This is a genomic window from Stenotrophomonas sp. (genome assembly GCF_032099025.1).
GTDB lineage: Bacteria > Pseudomonadota > Gammaproteobacteria > Xanthomonadales > Xanthomonadaceae > Stenotrophomonas.
Genome location: NZ_DAMCID010000018.1, coordinates 16,063 through 31,868, shown reverse-complemented (window position 1 = coordinate 31,868; position 15,806 = coordinate 16,063). Strand labels below are relative to the sequence as shown.

The following is a 15,806-nucleotide window of genomic DNA, read 5'->3' as shown; positions in this document are numbered from 1 at the left end:
CGCCGTTACGACGGCTGGCGTGCGGCGACAAACTCGCTCAAGGCACGCACGCTGGAAAAATGGCGACGGGTCTCTTCCGAATCCGCGGACAGGCTGACACCGTACTTTTTCTGCAGGGCCAAACCAAGCTCAAGCGCGTCGATCGAGTCCAGGCCCAGCCCCTCCACGAACAGGGGTGCCTCGGCGTCGATGTCATCCGGAGCGATGTCTTCCAATGAAAGCGATGAAATGATCAATTCCTTGATCTCGTGCTCAAGTGCCTGCACGGCTTGGTTCTCCAGCGAAGTCGAAGTAATGGGCAAGGTGATCGGTCACGCGCCGGGCCGCCAAGGCATCCCCCCTGGGCGTATCGTCGGCTCCCGTCAGGAAGGGAGCGATCGGGAGATCTTCCCCGACTTCCAGCTGAACGTGAAAACGCCGTGATGGTACACGATACCATTTCTGGCCCTTGGTCAGGGTAGGCGGGGTGCAGGTGATCCGCACCGGGGTGATGTCAAACTGACCGCGTACAGCAATGTTGGCGGCCCCCCGCTGCAGCCGCGGCGGCTGGCCCGGCACGGTCCGGGTGCCCTCCGGGAAGATCACCAGGGTGCCGCCGGCGCGGACCGCGGCGATGCAGTCGTCGATCAACCCGGCGCCGTCGCTATTGGCCACGTAGCCGGCCGCGCGCACCGGGCCGCGCATGAACGGGTTGCGGGCGACAGCCTGCTTGACCACGCAGTCGGCGTTGGGCAGCTGGGCGATCAGGAGCACCACGTCGATCAGGGTCGGGTGGTTGGCCAGGATCAGCAGACCGTTGCGCTGCAGGCGTTCCCGCCCCCGGATCTCATAGGTCATCACCCCCAGCCGCTGCATCAGCGCGACATGGCTGGCGAAACTGAATTGGACCAGCCGGCGTGCCAGCGCGCGCCGCCGCGCGGTATGCCGGACCAGCAACAACAGCGGCAACAGCAGCCCGCCCAGCAGCAGCCCGCCCAGTCCGAAGACGGCGAAGCACAGGCCGGTGCCGAACACGCGCCAGGCGTGGTCGAGGCGGGCATGCCAGCGCTCAGCCATGGCGCTGCCAGGACCACTGCTGGCCATCGGCCTGGAAGCGCAGCGCGGCATCGCCGGAGAGCAGGAACCGCAGCGCGTCCAGGCTGTGCGGCAACACGCCGGCCGGGCTGTCCTGGTCGCCGGCACCCCAGCCCAGCGACAGCCGGGTACCGGGCTTATCGGCCGCGGCCAGCCGCCAGCACCAGGCGAAATACGGGTCCGGTTCGTCGGCGAAACCGGCGTAGACCGCCGGCAGCGGGGATTCGTAGGCGATCACGCGCACTTCCGGCGCACCGTCGGCGAGCAGGCCGAAGGCTTCCACGCAGGCCGCCTCGACCGTGCCGCGCCCACCGGCCAGGGCCAGGTAGTTGCCGCGCTGGCCGCGTGCGATCGAATACAGCGCCGCCACGGCGTTGTGCACCGACAGGCCGAAGGCGGTGGGCGACATCGGGGTGTCCTGGCGCAGGGTGTCGAGCAGTTCCATCGAGCGGGCCACGTCGCCGTGTCGCGAGGCAAACACCAGCGGCACCTGGCCGGCATCATCGGGCTGCTCGCACCAGCAGGCGGCCTGGATCGCCATGCGCCCCAGCCGCTCGATGCGCCGGCGCTGCATGGCCGGCACTTCGGTCAGCGCCGGGGTGTCCTGCCCTTCCGGCACGGTGGGCGACTGCGCCCATGCCTGCCAGTCCGATTTCGTGGTCAGTCCCGGTGCCCAGGCCGACCAATCCACAACAGAGAACTCGATCATTCACGCCAACATGGTTATGGGCACCTGGAAACACGAGCCATGGCGGCAATGCGACCCGGCGCCCCCATTCCGGCCGACCCACACCTGTCTTCGACATCGTCCGACGTGCATGGGCACGCCGCGAAAGGAGCGCACGCTATCATGACACTCTCGGCACTGGCAGCTTTCACAATCTGAAATGAGTAGCACGATCCACAGCGTATCGGCCTCGCCGGTCATTTCTTCATCGCCGGGCCCCGCCCTGTTCCGTGCCTGCTACGCGCCGGCCGCCGCGCGCGACGCCGCGTTGGCCGACCCGCGCACGTTGGCGGTGTTCGGGTTTTCCCACGGGCAGCCGCCCTGCGCGGACCCGCGCTGGCTGCAGGTACCGCTGGCGGAACATGGCCCCGCGCAGATCGAAATCTGGCAGGGCGCCGGCAAGGTCGAGCACGGGGTCCGCGACGGCGTGCGCTGGTCGGCCACTGATGCCGTGCTGTTCGGCGCGATCGAGATGGACGAGATCGACGGCGATATCGAATCGGCCGCGGCAGATTCCTACGCTCTAATGAGTGGTTTTCTGACGCACTGCGGCTTCCCGCACCTCCTGCGCACCTGGAATTATCTCGATGCGGTAACGGAAGGTGAGGGCGACCAGGAACGCTACCGGCGCTTCTGCGTGGGCCGGGTGCGGGGATTGCGCGAGCTGGACGAGGCCGCGCTGCCGGCAGCGACCTGCATTGGTCGTTTCGACGGCGTCCGCCGGCTGCAGGTGTACTGGCTGGCCGCGCGTGAACCGGGCCTGCCGCTGGAGAATCCCCGCCAGGTCAGCGCCTTCCGCTACCCCCGCCAGTACGGCCCGCAGTCGCCCAGCTTCTCGCGTGCGCTGCTGCCACCGCCGGCCACCGGCCTGCCGCTGCTGCAGTCGGGCACGGCCGCGATCGTGGGGCATGTGTCGCAGCACACCGGGTCGCTGACCGAACAGCTGGACGAGACCCTGACCAACCTGCAGAGCCTGGTGGATGCGGCCCGCCTGCAACGGCCGGCGCTGCCGGCCACGCTGGGCGCTGAATCCGTGTTGAAGGTTTACGTCCGCCGCGCGGACGACCTGGCGGCGATTGCCGCGCGGATGGCCGAACTGCCAGGCGCACCGCCGTTCATCGTGCTGCACGCCGAGGTCTGCCGGGCCGAACTGCTGGTGGAGATCGAAGGCCTGCACGGGTGAAGCGTGTGACGACCAACGGTCGTCACCTACCGGTTCCAGCCGGCCGCCGGCGAGCTCCACGGCAACCGTGCCGCTGTAGTGCCGGCCGCTGGCCGGCTCCAGGCGATGGCGGCAACCACGGCGCCGGTGTAGTGCCGGCCGCTGGCCGGCTCCAGGCGATGGCATCTACCCCGAGGAGCCGGCCAGCGGCCGGCACTACTAGTGCGGGCGATGGCGTCTACCCTGAGGAGCCGGCCAGCGGCCGGCACTACTAGTGGTAGCCGGCGTCCGCGCGCACCTTGCCGCGGAACACCCGGTACGACCAGGCCGTGTAGCCCAGGATCACCGGCAGCAGCACCACCAGTCCGACCAGGCTGAAGCCCAGCGACGAGGCGGGCGCGGCGGCCTGCCACAGTGTCATGCTCGGCGGCAGCAGGTACGGCCACATGCCCAGCACCAGACCGATGAACCCCAGTACGAACAGGGCCAGCGTCAGCAGGAACGGCGGCAGGTCGCGGCGCGGGTGCATCGCGCTGCGCCACAGCGCCACCGCCACGGCCAAGGTCAGCAGCGGCACCGGCGACAGCCACCAGAAGTTGCCGTCGCTGAACCAGCGCGCCATCAGCCGCGAGTCCAGGAAGGGCAGCCAGGCGCTGACCAGCCCCATGAACACGATCACCGCCACCACCAGCGGCCGGGTCAGGGTGCGCGCGAACGTCTGCTCGCGGCCCTCGGTCTTCAGGATCAGCCAGGTGCTGCCCAGCAGCGCATAGCCGAACACCACCGCCGCACCGGTCAGCATCGAGAACGGGCTGAACCAGCTGAAGGCGCCGCCCACGTACTGGCCATCCACCACCTGCAGGCCCTGCACCAGCGCGCCCAGGATCACGCCTTGGGCGAACGCGGCCAGCAGCGAACCCAGTCCGAACGCCACGCTCCACAGCCGGCGCGAACGGTGCGCCTTGAAGCGGAATTCGAACGCCACCCCGCGGAACACCAGCGCCACCACCAGCAGCAGCACCGGCAGGTACAACGCCGACAGCAGGGCCGCATAGGCCTTGGGGAACGCGGCCATCAGGCCCGCGCCGCCGAGCACCAGCCAGGTCTCGTTGCCATCCCAGATCGGCGCGGCAGTGTTCATCATCACGTCGAGCTGCTCCTCGTCCTCGGCCATCGGCGCGAGGATGCCGATGCCCAGCACGAAGCCATCCAGCACCACGTACATCAGCACGCCGAAGCCGATCACCGCGAACCATGCCACCGGCAGCCAGGTCGTCATCTCCATCTCAGCGCTCCTCCAGCGGTTCGTCGGCACCGGACAGCGGCCGCGCCGGGGTGTGGCTGCCGTCTTCGATTGGCGGCTGCTGGTCGTGCGGCTTCGGGCCGGTGCGGATGATCTTCACCAGGTACCAGATGCCCCAGCCGAACACGAACGCGTAGCCGACGATGTACACGCCCAGCGACAGTGCGGTCATCCACGCACTCTGTGGCCCCACCGCGTCGGCGGTGCGCAGCACGCCGTACACCACCCACGGCTGGCGGCCCATCTCGGTGACGAACCAGCCCGACACCAGCGCGATGAAGCCGCTGGGCAGCATCCAGTTCCACCCCCGCACCAGCCAGCGCGACTGCAGCAGCCGGCCGCGCCACCACTGGAACGCCGATACCCAGGCCAGCAGCAGCATCAGCGTGCCCAGCCCGACCATGATGCGGAACGCGAAGAACACCGGCACCACCGGCGGCCGCTCGCTGGCGGGCACGGAGGTCAGCGGGTCGAAGGTTCCCTCCAGCGAGTGGGTGAGGATGAGGCTGCCCAAGCGCGGAATGGCGATCTCGAAGTCGTTGCGTTCGGCGGCCTCGTTGGGTATGGCGAACACCACCAGCGGCACGCCCTCGCCCTCGCCCTCGGCATGCCAGTGCGCCTCCACCGCGGCGATCTTCATCGGCTGGTGCTTGAGGGTGTTGAGCCCGTGCATGTCGCCCACGAAGATCTGTACCGGGACGGTCAGCGCGGCGAAGGCCACGGCGGCCAGCAGCATGGTGCGCCCGGCCTCCACGTGGGTACCCTTGCGCAGGTACCACGCGCCAACGCCACCGATCACGAAACAGGTGGTGATGAACGAGCCCAGCGCCATGTGCGCCAGCCGGTACGGGAAGGAGGGGTTCAACACCACCTGCCACCAGTCCTGCGGCACGACGATGCCATCGATGATCGCGTGCCCGGCCGGGGTCTGCAGCCAGCTGTTGGACGACAGGATCCAGAACGTGGACACCAGCGTGCCCAGCGCCACCATGCACGTGGAGAAGAAATGCAGGCGCGGCGAGACCTTGCCCCAGCCGAACATCATCACCCCCAGGAAGCTGGCTTCCAGGAAGAACGCGGTGAGCACTTCATAGGTGAGCAGCGGGCCGATCACGCTGCCGGCCACCTGGCTCAGGCGCGGCCAGTTGGTGCCGAACTGGAAGGCCATGACGATGCCGCTGACCACCCCCATGCCGAACGACACCGCGAAGATCTTCTGCCAGAAGAAGTACAGCTCGCGCCAGATCGGCTTGCGGGTGCGCAGCCACTGGCCTTCCACGAACGCCAGCCAGCTGGCGGTGCCGATGGTGAAGGCCGGGAACAGCACATGGAAACTGATGACGAACCCGAACTGGATCCGGGACAACAACAACGCGTCCAAGCGACGCCTCCGCACATTCTGGAATGTGGACCAGTCTGGGCCGGTATTCGTGAAGAGGACATGCGACCTGGTGACGCGCTGCTTCACTTGGTCGCAGGTGGAGCCCAGTGCAGGGTTGGCGGGTCGTTGAGGGTTGCCCGCCAACGGCAGCCACGCAGGGCGTGGCGCTACGGATTCCGCCTGGGGGAAAGCCCCCTTCATGTTGAAGGGGGCGCGCCAACGGCGCGGGGTTTAGCTGGAATGCCATTCACAGGTCATGGGCGAAGCCCATGACCTGTGGCCCCCTCCGAAGAACGTTGCGGCTGCTACGCTTGCCGGGTTTTCCTTTACGGTGCTGCCCGCAATGCCCAGAACGCTGCCCTTGTCCCTGCTGCTGCTCGCCGCCCTTGGCGGTACGGCCCACGCGGCACCGACGCCGATCACCATCGAACAGGCCATGGCCGACCCGGACTGGATCGGTCCGCCGGTCGAGAGCGCCTGGTGGTCGTGGAACAGCCAGCAGGTGGAGTACCAGCTCAAGCGCAGCGGCAGCCCTGTCCGCGATACGTTCCGCCAGCCGGTCAACGGCGGCGTGGCCAGCCAGGTCGCCGATGACCAGCGCGGCACCCTGGACGTGGACAGCCCGGTGTACGACAGCGCCCGCCAGCGCGCGGTGTTCGTGCGCAACGGCGACGTGTTCCTGCGCGACCTGCGCAGCGGCGCGCTGACCCAGCTGACCCGCAGCACCGAAAAGGCCAGCGCGGCCACCTTCGCCCGCGACGGCGGGGTGATCTGGCGTACCGGCCAGAACTGGTTCCACTGGACCGCCGCCGCCGGCGTGCAGCAGGTGGCCAGCCTGAAGGCCGAGAAGAACCCGGATGACGCGCCGAAGGCCGACGTGCTGCGCGACCAGCAGCTGCGCACCCTGGCCACGCTGCGCAACGACCGCGCCCAGCGCGATGCGCTGAAGGAGCAGGAAGCCAGCTGGCGCCGCGCCGACAGCAGCCGCGCCCCCGGTCCGGTGTACCTGGGTGCCGACGTCGAGATCGTCGACAGCGCGCTGTCGCCCGACACCCGCAGCCTGATCGTGGTCACCAAGCCGAAGAGCTTCGATGAAGGCCGTGGCGGCAAGATGCCCAAGTACGTGACCGAGTCCGGTTACGAGGAGTTCGAAGACACCCGTACCCGCGTTGGCCGCAATGATCCGGAGCCGAACGCGCTGTGGCTGGTCGACGCCGTCACCGGCACGGTCAAGCCGCTGTCGCTGGACACCCTGCCGGGCATCGCCACCGACCCGCTGGCCGCGCTGCGCAAGGCCGCCGGCAAGGACGCCCTGAAGGGCAACCGCCCGGTGCAGGTGCTGGGCGGCCCCGGCGCGCCAGGCGTGCGCTGGAGCAGCGATGGCCAGCAGGCGGCCATCATGCTGCGCGCCAACGACAACAAGGACCGCTGGATTGCCAGCGTCAGCCCGACCGAGGCGAAGCTGCAGAACCGCCACCGCCTGACCGACGCCGCCTGGATCAACTGGGGCTTCAACGATTTCGGCTGGTCCAATGACAACCGCACGCTGTGGCTGCTGTCGGAGGAATCGGGGTATTCGCACCTGTACACCCAGCAGGGCACCGCCAAGCCGCAGGCGATCACCAGCGGCAAGTGGGAAACCTCGATGCCGGTGCCCAGCGCCGATGGCCGCAGCTTCTACGTGCTGTGCAACCCGCAGTCACCGGGCGACTACGAGGTCTGCGCGGTGGACACCGCTTCGCGCCAGGTGCGTGAGCTGACCTCGCTCAACGGCGTGGAGGACTTCTCGCTGTCCCCGGATGGCCAGCAGCTGCTGGTGCGCTACTCCGGCGCCTATCTGCCCGCCCAGCTGGCGGTGGTGCCCACCGCCGGTGGCCAGGCCAAGGTGCTGACCGACACCCGCAGTGCCGCCTTCAAGGCGCGCCAGTGGATCCAGCCCAAGCTGGTGCAGGTGCCGTCCAAGCATGGCGCCGGCGTGGTGTGGGCCAAGTACTACGGCCCCGAGACCCTGGACCCGGGCAAGAAGTACCCGATCGCCATGTTCGTGCACGGTGCCGGCTACCTGCAGAACGTGCACCAGCGCTACCCGGCCTACTTCCGGGAGCAGATGTTCCACAACCTGCTGGTGCAGCAGGGCTACGTGGTGCTGGACATGGACTACCGCGGCAGCGAAGGCTACGGCCGCGACTGGCGCACCGCGATCTACCGCAACATGGGCCACCCCGAGCTGGAAGACTACAAGGACGGCCTGGACTGGCTGGTGGCCACCCAGCAGGGCGACCGCGACCACGCCGGCATCTACGGCGGCTCCTACGGCGGCTTCATGACCTTCATGGCCCTGTTCCGCTCGCCGGGCACGTTCAAGGCCGGCGCCGCGCTGCGCCCGGTGGTCGACTGGCACCAGTACAACCACGGCTACACCGCCAACATCCTCAACACCCCGGACATCGACCCGGAGGCCTACCGCGTCTCCTCGCCGATCGAATACGCCGACGGCCTGCAGGACCACCTGCTGATCGCGCACGGGATGATGGACGACAACGTGTTCTTCCAGGACTCGGTCAACCTCACCCAGAAGCTGATCGAGCTGCACAAGGACAACTGGAGCATCGCGCCCTACCCGCTGGAGCGCCACGGCTACGTGCGTGCCGATTCCTGGCTGGACCAGTACAAGCGCATCCTCAAGCTGTTCGAGGAAAACCTGAAGTGAGCCACGACGCGGCGCCGATACGGATCGTCGCCGCAGTCATCACCGATGGCGCGAACCGCGTGCTGGTGGTGCGCAAGCACGGCTCGGACGTGTTCATCCAGCCCGGCGGCAAGCCCGAGCCTGGCGAAGCACCCCTGGCCGCGCTCGCGCGCGAGCTGGAGGAAGAACTGGGCGTGGCGCTGGACCCTTCCAGCGCCGTGCCGCTGGACGCGTTCAGCGACTGGGCGGTGCATGAAACCGGCCGCCGCGTACATGCGCAGGCCTGGTGGGTGCAGGTGCAGGGCACGCCCGATGCGCGCGCCGAGATCGCCGAACTGGCCTGGGTGCCGATGCAACCGCCGCACGGGCGTCGCTTGGCACCACTGAGCGAAGACCATATCCTGCCCGCGGCCGCCCTCGCGCTCGCAACGGGCTGACGCCGCCCCCCCCCGTTCCCCCCAGGACACCGGATGTCTTCGACGCTTCCCCCGCTGCTGCCCCATGCCGTTCCGCGCCCGAAGGGCGACGGCACACCGGCCTTCCTCGCCCCCCTGGCCAAGTCCGTGCTGGTGATCTGCATCCTCTCGGCGGTGTGCTGGGCCGGCGGCGTGGTGCTGGCCGTGGTGCTGTCCAAGTCGGCCTGGCTGCAGGACCTGCTGCACGACTCGGACCTGTCATGGATGCCGCCGTCGCTGCGCTGGTTCAGTCGCCACGCCGTGGCGGTGAATGTCGCACTGACGGTGCTCAGCGTGGCCGGTGCCCTTGCCAGCTGGGGCCTGCTGCGCCGGTATCGCTGGGCGCTGTGGACGTTCATCGTGCTGCTGGTGGTCACTGCCGTGCTCAATTTTGCCGGCGCGTGGGTGGTGGACGAGGTGTTCCGCCTGCTGATGGTGCACCTGCCGCCCAACGTGGACGCCGCCGACGCGGCCCAGGTGCACCGCGAGCTGCTCATGCAACGCGTGATCTACACGGGCATGATGATCATCACCTCGCTTGCCTTCGCCGCGTTGCACGCCTGGCTGGTGCTGCGCCTGCTGCGCCCGGATGTGCAGCGCCTCTTCGCCAAGCCGTAGAGCGAGGCCGTGCCTGGCTGCGTAGCGCCAGGCCATGCGTGGCTGCCCCTGCGCTAAAGTACCCCCATGAACGATTTCGACCGCGTACGCAGCTATCTGACCGACCTGCAGGACCGCATCTGCGCGGCCATCGAGGCCGCCGACGGCCAGGCCCGCTTTGCCGAAGACCTGTGGCAGCGCGCGGAAGGCGGTGGCGGCCGCACCCGCATCCTGCGCGACGGCGCGGTGTTCGAGCAGGCCGGCATTGGCTTCTCCGACGTGTCCGGCACGCGCCTGCCGCCGTCGGCGTCGGCCAACCGGCCGGAACTGGCGGGCGCCTCCTGGCGCGCCACCGGCGTGTCGCTGGTGTTCCACCCCCTCAACCCCTACCTGCCCACCACCCACGCCAACGTGCGCTACTTCAGCGCCGAGCGCGATGGCGAGCAGGTGGCGTCGTGGTTCGGTGGCGGCTTCGACCTGACCCCGTTCTATCCGTTCGACGAGGATGTGCGCCACTGGCACCAGACGGCGCATGACCTGTGTGCGCCGTTCGGCGAGGAACGTCATGCCGCGCACAAGCGCTGGTGCGACGAGTACTTCTTCCTGCGCCACCGCAACGAGACCCGTGGCGTAGGCGGGCTGTTCTTCGATGACCTGCACGGCGACTTCGAGCGCGACTTCGCCTACCTGCGTGCGGTGGGCGACGGCTTCCTCGACGCCTACCTGCCGATCGTGGCGCGCCGCAAGGACACGCCGTACGGCGAACGCGAGCGCGAGTTCCAGCTGTACCGGCGTGGCCGCTACGTGGAGTTCAACCTGGTCTACGACCGCGGCACGCTGTTCGGCCTACAGAGTGGTGGCCGCAGCGAGAGCATCCTGATGAGCCTGCCGCCGCGCGTGCGCTGGGAATACGGCTTCCAGCCCGAGCCCGGCAGCGCCGAAGCGCGGCTGGGCGATTACCTGGTGCCGCGGGAGTGGGTGTGAAACGCCCGCGGGTGCGTCAGCCCGTGCGCCTGCCCAGCTGAGTCATGCGCTGCACGTGCGCGATCAGCAGCTGCTCCTGCTTCGCTTCGTAGTAATGGACATTGCCTTGCGCGGCGTGCAGCGTATAGGACTCGTCATCATCGAACAGCGCGCCGCGTGCCGCAATCACCTGCAACGGATCACTCGATCCGAGCCCCCACTCGATGCGTTCCAGGCTGTTGCGTGCCTTGTCCAGCTTGAGCTGCGTGCGTTGGCGCTGTTCAAACAGTGCTTTCAGTTCTTTTGTGACCACCTTGGGCAGTTCGCCGGAGGCGGGCAGTGGCCTGGAGAGCGCGCGTTCGCTGTCGCGGGACCACAGCCGCGTGGTGTTGCTGATGCCCTCCAGCATGCCGCTGGACGTGCCCCGCACCGCCGGCCCGGGAACGCGGGGTTCCCCCGTCGCCTCTTCGTACGTCGGCGGCAGGTCCCGTTGCCAGTGAGAAGGCGTTGTCGGCCGGGAGAACATCGCGGAGGCGCCTGCGGGGATCAAGGTCAAACCTGAGTGCGGCATGGGGGATGTCTCTGTGAAGCGGATACCTACAGCAGGCGCCCGTCAGGACGCTCATTGCAGCACTTCACCCATGCAGACACTTGCAGCTTCCGCTCACGCGGCCTCTCAGGTCTGCGACTTCTTCGGCACTATGGTGATGTGCCCGTTGATTTCCAGCACCGCCAGCGCGACATCGCCGATCTGCAGGCAGCCCTGCTGACGCAGCGCAGCCTCCACGTCGGCCGGGGTGACCAGTTCCCGCCGCAGCACCGAGTCGAGCAGCTTGCCGTCGCGCGCGATCAGTACCGGCTCGCCTTCGACCAGCGACTCGATGCGGCGGCTGCGCGTGGTCAGCCAGCCGACGCCGTAGTTGATGCCGATCAGCGTGGCGGCCAGCAGCAGGCCACCGCCCAGCGAGGTGTCCTTGCCCAGCAGCGCGTTCTGCACCGCGTTGCCCAGCAGGACGATCAGCAGCACATCGAACGGAGTGATCTGCCCCAGTGCGCGCTTGCCGGACAACCGCACCATGCCCAGCACCACCACGTAGACCACCACCGCGCGCAGGATGAATTCCCACCACGGCATGGCCAGGTCGAACAGATCGCTCATGGAACGTCCCCGTTGAGTAGGCGTGCAGCATGGGCGCGAGGGCGCGAAGGGGGCAAGAAGGAATGGGGCGCCGATGTGCCGGGGGAAAGCAGGAAGCCCAAAATAAAAAGCCCCGCCGACCAGGGGGAGGTCAGCGGGGCCGGGGAACGGGCGCTTGGGGAGTAGCCCCCGTTCCGAGATCTGCTCCAGGGGATGGGAGAGATCCACAACAGGCATTGCGCCTGTCGGGGTCTATAAAAGCACCTCGAACATTGATAGTTCGTGAAGGCGCCCAATTAATCCGCGAGTGAAATCAGAAACATTCATCCACGAGTCAGTTTATGTGCCTGCAATGAACCAATTCAGCTAATTTGGCGTGAAATACGTCTCAATGTGCCTCATCCCAGTTATCCCCGACGCCCGCATCGACCACCAGCGGAACGCGCAATTGGGCTGAAGACGACATCAACTCCACCACCTGCGCGCGCAAGGTCTCGAGAAACTCGCTTTCGGTTTCGAATACCAGTTCATCGTGCACCTGCAGAATCATGCGGGCGCGGCCGCCCTGGCCCTGCAGCCAGTCGTCCACCTTCACCATGGCGCGCTTGATGATGTCCGCCGCCGTGCCCTGCATGGGCGCGTTGATGGCGGCCCGCTCGGCCCCGGCCCGCAGGCCCTGGTTGCGGGCGTGAATGTCGTTCAGGTACAGCCGGCGGCCTTCCAGGGTCTCCACGTAGCCCTGGTCGCGGGCCTGCTGGCGCATGCGCTCCATGAAATCGCGCACCCCGGGGTAGCGGCTGAAGTACAGCGCCACGTAGTCCTGCGCCTGGCCCCGGTCGATGCCCAGGTTGCGCGCCAGGCCGAACGCGCTCATGCCGTACATCAGGCCGAAGTTGATGGCCTTGGCGGCGCGGCGCTCGTTCGGGGTCACCTCGTCCAGCGCGCGGCTGAACACCTCGGCGGCCGTGGCACGGTGGACGTCCACGCCCTGCTCGAAGGCCCGCACCAGGCCCGGGTCCTCGGACAGGTGGGCCATGATCCGCAGCTCGATCTGCGAGTAGTCGCAGGCCAGGATCTTGTGCCCTGCCGGGGCCACGAAGGCGCGGCGGATGCGGCGGCCATCCTCGGTGCGGATCGGGATGTTCTGCAGGTTCGGATCGGACGAGGACAGCCGGCCGGTGGCCGCGCCGGACTGGTGGTAGCTGGTGTGAACGCGGCCGGTGTCCGGGTTGACCATCTCCGGCAGCTTGTCGGTGTAGGTGCTGCGCAGCTTGGCCAGGCCCCGGTACTCCAGGATCACCCGGGGCAGCTCATGCTGTTCGGCAATCGCCTCCAGGGCCTCTTCGTTGGTGCTGGGCTGGCCCTTGGGGGTCTTCACCAGCGCCGGCAGCTTCAGTTCGTCGAACAGCACCGCCTGCAGCTGCTTGGGCGAATCCAGGTTGAAGGTGTGCCCGGCCAGTTCAGTGGCCTTCTGCTGGGCGGCCAGCATGCGCACGCCCAGGTCCTGGCTCTGTCGGCGCAGCTCGGTCATGTCGATGTGCACGCCGTTGGACTCGATCCGCGCCAGCACCGGCACCAGCGGCATTTCGATCTCGCGGTAGACCCTGTCCAGCGAGGGCGTCGCCAGCAGCTGCGGCTGCAGCGCGTGATGCAGGCGCAGGGTGACATCGGCATCTTCGGCGGCGTAGCGGCAGGCCTCGTCCAGGCCCACCTGCGAGAACGAGATCTGCTTGGCGCCCTTGCCGGCCACCTCCTCGAACTTGACCGTGGTGTAGCCCAGGTAGCGCATCGCCAGCGAGTCCATGTCATGGCGCGTGGCGGTGGAATTGAGCACGAAGCTCTCGAGCATGGTGTCGTCGTGGTAGCCCTGCAGGTCCACGCCATGCCGTCGCAGCACGTGCAGGTCGTACTTGCCGTGCTGGCCGAGCTTCTTCTTGCGCGGGTCTTCCAGGGCCGGGCGCAGCGCATCGAGCACCTGCTGGCGGGGCAGCTGGGCCGGCGCGCCCGGGTAATCGTGGCCGACCGGGATGTAGGCGGCCCGGCCCGGCTCGACCGCCAGGCTGATGCCCACCAGGTTGGCGCGCATGGCGTCCAGCGCGTCGGTCTCGGTATCGAATGAGATCAGCTCGGCCTCGGCCAGCCGCTGCACCCAGGCGTCGAGCTGTTCGGTGGTCAGCACCATCTCGTACTCGCCGGGCGCGGACAGCGCCGGGTCGATCGCCACCGCCCCGTCCTCCGACGGGGAACGGGCGTACCCGGCGGCGGTGCCGCGCAGGCTCACCGGGGCGTCGCTGGCGCCTGCCGGTGCCGGGACCGGCCCTCCCAGCTCCTTCAGCGCCTGGGTGAAGCCATAGCGCAGGTACAGCTCACCGAGGGCGGGCACGTCCGGATCGCGCAGGGCCAGGGTCTGCGGGCTGGACTCCAGCGCCACATCGGTACGGATGGTGACCAGCTCGCGGTTGAGCGGCAGGCGCTCGAGCGCAGCGCGCAGGTTTTCGCCGATCTTGCCCTTCATGCCCGGCGCGGCGGCCATCACCCCGTCCAGGGTCTGGTAGTCGGCCAGCCACTTGGCCGCCGTCTTGGGGCCGCACTTCTCCACACCGGGCACGTTGTCCACGGTGTCGCCCATCAACGCCAGCAGGTCCACGATCTGGTCGGCGCGCACGCCGAACTTCTCCATCACCGCCGCGTCCGAGTCCATGCGGCTGCCCGTCATGGTGTTGACCAGCTCGATGCCGGGGCGCACCAGTTGCGCGAAGTCCTTGTCGCCGGTGGAGATGGTCACCGTCATCCCGTCGCGGTGCCCCTGCAGCGCCAGCGTGCCGATCACATCGTCGGCCTCCACGCCGGGAATGCGCAGGATGCTCAGGCCGAGCGCCTCGACAATGCGACACATCGGCTCGACCTGCGGGCGCAGGTCGTCGGGCATCGGCGGGCGGTTGGCCTTGTAGTCGGCATACAGGTCGTCGCGGAAGGTCTTGCCGGGCGCATCGACCACGAACGCCACGTACTCGGGACGCTCTTTCAGGGTGGCGCGCAGCATGTTGACCACGCCAAACAGTGCACCGGTGGGTTCACCGGCGGCATTGGTCAGCGGCGGAAGCGCGTGGAACGCGCGGTACAGGTAACTGGACCCGTCAATCAGGACTAATCGGCTCATGCGACGATTCTACGCGCCCGGCCACGGCCATTCTCGGCGCCGACGTCACGGACCATGGGGCATAATCAACGCCCCCCTGACCCAGGAACCACGGCCCATGAAGACTCTGTTGCTGGCTGGCCTGCTCGTGCTGGCCGGATGCGCTACCGGTGGCGGTGCGGGCCCGGTGGATGTGAGTGGCGCCGATGTGTCCAAGCGCGTGCTGGACAATGGCGACACCATCGAAGAGTTCCGGGTCGGCGGCCAGCTGCGCATGGTCAAGGTGAGCCCCTCGCGCGGCGCGCCGTACTACATGTACGACAGCGATGGCGACGGGCGCATGGACAACGACAAGGATGGCGTGTCCCCGGTGTACTGGAAGCTCTACAGCTGGTGAGTGTGAGTACGCCTGAACGCCGCCAGCCACCCGACCCCGCCGCCCTGCGTGCGGGGCTGACCCCCGAGCAGCGCCAGGCCGTGGACACGCTGGAGCATTTTGGCTGGGAACTGCGCTTCGTGCGCCGGCCGCTGTTCCGCGACCCGGTGCCGGTGCTGTTCGACCGCAGCGGCGAGCGCTATGTGGTGCTGCAGCCCGATGGCAGCCTGGATGAATCGCAGACATTGAAGCTGCGCCCGTAATGCGGCCGCTGGCCGGCGCTACCGGATGACCAGCACCGGTACGGTGCTGCGTGCCAGTACTTCGGCGGTCTGGCTGCCGAGCAGGACGCGGGTCATGCCGCGGCGCCCGTGCGAGGTCATCACGATCAGGTCGCTGTTTCGCTCGACAGCCGTGTCGATGATGCCGTCGGCGGCATAGCGGTCCAGCACGTGCACGGTGGCGGCGCGCAGCCCCTGCGCCTCGCAGGCGGCCTTGGCCGGGGCCAGCACCTTCTGTGCGGTCTCTTCCCGGTCGGCTTTGTACTCGGGGCTGTTCATGTAGCCCACGCTCCAGCCCATGGCGTCGTACATGCCCACCGCCCACGGCTCGGAGACGGTGACGATATCGATCTCGGCGTTGAGGTCGCGGGCCAGTTCCAGGCCCTTGAGCAGGCCCTTTTCGGACAGCTCGGAACCATCGGTGGCAATCAGGATGCGCTTGTACATGGCGGGCTCCTTGGTGGATAGTCGGGGTCACCATTGCACACCTGCCGTGCAGGCGATGCCTTGAGCGTGATCAA

At 68.1% G+C, this 15,806-nt stretch carries 16 protein-coding genes; 7 read left to right on the top strand and 9 right to left on the bottom strand.

Going from position 1 to position 15,806, the window contains the following annotated elements; genetic code table 11:
- Positions 1–5: 5 nt before the first annotated feature.
- Genes RT456_RS13505 through RT456_RS13495 form a run of 3 tightly spaced genes read right to left on the bottom strand, consistent with a single transcriptional unit; the run spans position 6 to position 1,783 of the window.
- Positions 6–266 (bottom strand): phosphopantetheine-binding protein, encoded by a 261-nt coding sequence (locus tag RT456_RS13505; protein WP_102946212.1) that lies wholly within the window; start codon positions 264–266, stop codon positions 6–8.
- Positions 253–1,056: a lysophospholipid acyltransferase family protein gene (locus RT456_RS13500; protein WP_313347474.1), complete on the bottom strand. Its 804-nt coding sequence runs from the start codon at positions 1,054–1,056 to the stop codon at positions 253–255. The genes RT456_RS13505 and RT456_RS13500 overlap by 14 nt, the downstream gene beginning before the upstream one ends.
- Entirely contained in the window at positions 1,049–1,783 is a 735-nt protein-coding gene (locus tag RT456_RS13495) for a beta-ketoacyl synthase chain length factor (protein ID WP_313347472.1), read from the bottom strand. Before RT456_RS13495 ends, RT456_RS13500 begins: the two co-directional genes overlap by 8 nt.
- 178 nt (positions 1,784–1,961) lie before the next feature.
- On the opposite strand from RT456_RS13495, the gene RT456_RS13490 reads away from it, so the two are divergent.
- Positions 1,962–2,984: a pteridine-dependent deoxygenase gene (locus tag RT456_RS13490; RefSeq protein WP_313347470.1), complete on the top strand. Its 1,023-nt coding sequence runs from the start codon at positions 1,962–1,964 to the stop codon at positions 2,982–2,984.
- Positions 2,985–3,234: 250 nt separating this feature from the next.
- Here RT456_RS13490 and cydB read toward each other — a convergent pair whose 3' ends face one another.
- Entirely contained in the window at positions 3,235–4,248 is a 1,014-nt protein-coding gene (cydB, locus tag RT456_RS13485; protein WP_313347468.1) for a cytochrome d ubiquinol oxidase subunit II, read from the bottom strand.
- A gap of 1 nt (position 4,249) precedes the next feature.
- A complete protein-coding gene (locus tag RT456_RS13480; protein ID WP_313347466.1) occupies positions 4,250–5,647 on the bottom strand; it encodes a cytochrome ubiquinol oxidase subunit I in 1,398 nt (465 codons plus the stop codon).
- Positions 5,648–5,990: 343 nt separating this feature from the next.
- On the opposite strand from RT456_RS13480, the gene RT456_RS13475 reads away from it, so the two are divergent.
- From RT456_RS13475 to hemF, 4 genes are all read left to right on the top strand, one after another.
- Positions 5,991–8,357 (top strand): S9 family peptidase, encoded by a 2,367-nt coding sequence (locus RT456_RS13475; protein WP_313347464.1) that lies wholly within the window; start codon positions 5,991–5,993, stop codon positions 8,355–8,357.
- Positions 8,354–8,773, top strand: coding sequence for an NUDIX domain-containing protein (locus tag RT456_RS13470; protein ID WP_313347461.1), 420 nt, complete (start codon positions 8,354–8,356; stop codon positions 8,771–8,773). Before RT456_RS13475 ends, RT456_RS13470 begins: the two co-directional genes overlap by 4 nt.
- A gap of 33 nt (positions 8,774–8,806) precedes the next feature.
- On the top strand, positions 8,807–9,409 hold the full coding sequence (locus tag RT456_RS13465; protein ID WP_313347459.1) for a hypothetical protein: 603 nt from the start codon (positions 8,807–8,809) through the stop codon (positions 9,407–9,409).
- 66 nt (positions 9,410–9,475) lie between these two features.
- Positions 9,476–10,372: an oxygen-dependent coproporphyrinogen oxidase gene (gene hemF, locus RT456_RS13460; RefSeq protein ID WP_313347457.1), complete on the top strand. Its 897-nt coding sequence runs from the start codon at positions 9,476–9,478 to the stop codon at positions 10,370–10,372.
- 16 nt (positions 10,373–10,388) lie between these two features.
- Here the strand turns inward: hemF and RT456_RS13455 are convergent, their stop codons facing one another.
- The 3 genes from RT456_RS13455 to polA all read right to left on the bottom strand — a co-directional run bounded on the left by RT456_RS13455 (position 10,389) and on the right by polA (position 14,649).
- Positions 10,389–10,907: a hypothetical protein gene (locus RT456_RS13455; RefSeq protein WP_313347455.1), complete on the bottom strand. Its 519-nt coding sequence runs from the start codon at positions 10,905–10,907 to the stop codon at positions 10,389–10,391.
- A 120-nt stretch (positions 10,908–11,027) separates the two neighbouring features.
- On the bottom strand, positions 11,028–11,510 hold the full coding sequence (locus RT456_RS13450; RefSeq protein ID WP_313347453.1) for a YetF domain-containing protein: 483 nt from the start codon (positions 11,508–11,510) through the stop codon (positions 11,028–11,030).
- A gap of 367 nt (positions 11,511–11,877) precedes the next feature.
- Complete coding sequence (gene polA / locus RT456_RS13445) at positions 11,878–14,649, bottom strand: DNA polymerase I (RefSeq protein WP_313347451.1); 2,772 nt, start codon at positions 14,647–14,649, stop codon at positions 11,878–11,880.
- A gap of 97 nt (positions 14,650–14,746) precedes the next feature.
- On the opposite strand from polA, the gene RT456_RS13440 reads away from it, so the two are divergent.
- Both RT456_RS13440 and RT456_RS13435 read left to right on the top strand, forming a co-directional pair.
- Positions 14,747–15,025 carry a DUF2782 domain-containing protein gene (locus RT456_RS13440; RefSeq protein WP_313347449.1) on the top strand — a complete coding sequence of 93 codons (279 nt, stop codon included), beginning with the start codon at positions 14,747–14,749 and terminating at the stop codon, positions 15,023–15,025.
- Positions 15,026–15,027: 2 nt separating this feature from the next.
- Complete coding sequence (locus tag RT456_RS13435) at positions 15,028–15,267, top strand: hypothetical protein (protein ID WP_313347447.1); 240 nt, start codon at positions 15,028–15,030, stop codon at positions 15,265–15,267.
- Positions 15,268–15,285: 18 nt separating this feature from the next.
- Here the strand turns inward: RT456_RS13435 and RT456_RS13430 are convergent, their stop codons facing one another.
- Positions 15,286–15,732 (bottom strand): universal stress protein, encoded by a 447-nt coding sequence (locus RT456_RS13430; protein WP_313347445.1) that lies wholly within the window; start codon positions 15,730–15,732, stop codon positions 15,286–15,288.
- Between the last annotated feature and the right edge of the window lie 74 nt (positions 15,733–15,806).

What these genes read in the sequence shown, in the direction of transcription:
- RT456_RS13500 (WP_313347474.1), bottom strand. Translation starts at nt 1,056, where the DNA reads ATGGCTGAGCGCTGGCATGCCCGCCTCGACCACGCCTGGCGCGTGTTC.
- cydB (WP_313347468.1), bottom strand. Translation starts at nt 4,248, where the DNA reads ATGGAGATGACGACCTGGCTGCCGGTGGCATGGTTCGCGGTGATCGGC.
- RT456_RS13490 (WP_313347470.1), top strand. Translation starts at nt 1,962, where the DNA reads ATGAGTAGCACGATCCACAGCGTATCGGCCTCGCCGGTCATTTCTTCA.
- RT456_RS13465 (WP_313347459.1), top strand. Translation starts at nt 8,807, where the DNA reads ATGTCTTCGACGCTTCCCCCGCTGCTGCCCCATGCCGTTCCGCGCCCG.
- RT456_RS13440 (WP_313347449.1), top strand. Translation starts at nt 14,747, where the DNA reads ATGAAGACTCTGTTGCTGGCTGGCCTGCTCGTGCTGGCCGGATGCGCT.
- RT456_RS13495 (WP_313347472.1), bottom strand. Translation starts at nt 1,783, where the DNA reads ATGATCGAGTTCTCTGTTGTGGATTGGTCGGCCTGGGCACCGGGACTG.
- polA (WP_313347451.1), bottom strand. Translation starts at nt 14,649, where the DNA reads ATGAGCCGATTAGTCCTGATTGACGGGTCCAGTTACCTGTACCGCGCG.
- RT456_RS13450 (WP_313347453.1), bottom strand. Translation starts at nt 11,510, where the DNA reads ATGAGCGATCTGTTCGACCTGGCCATGCCGTGGTGGGAATTCATCCTG.
- RT456_RS13430 (WP_313347445.1), bottom strand. Translation starts at nt 15,732, where the DNA reads ATGTACAAGCGCATCCTGATTGCCACCGATGGTTCCGAGCTGTCCGAA.
- RT456_RS13475 (WP_313347464.1), top strand. Translation starts at nt 5,991, where the DNA reads ATGCCCAGAACGCTGCCCTTGTCCCTGCTGCTGCTCGCCGCCCTTGGC.
- hemF (WP_313347457.1), top strand. Translation starts at nt 9,476, where the DNA reads ATGAACGATTTCGACCGCGTACGCAGCTATCTGACCGACCTGCAGGAC.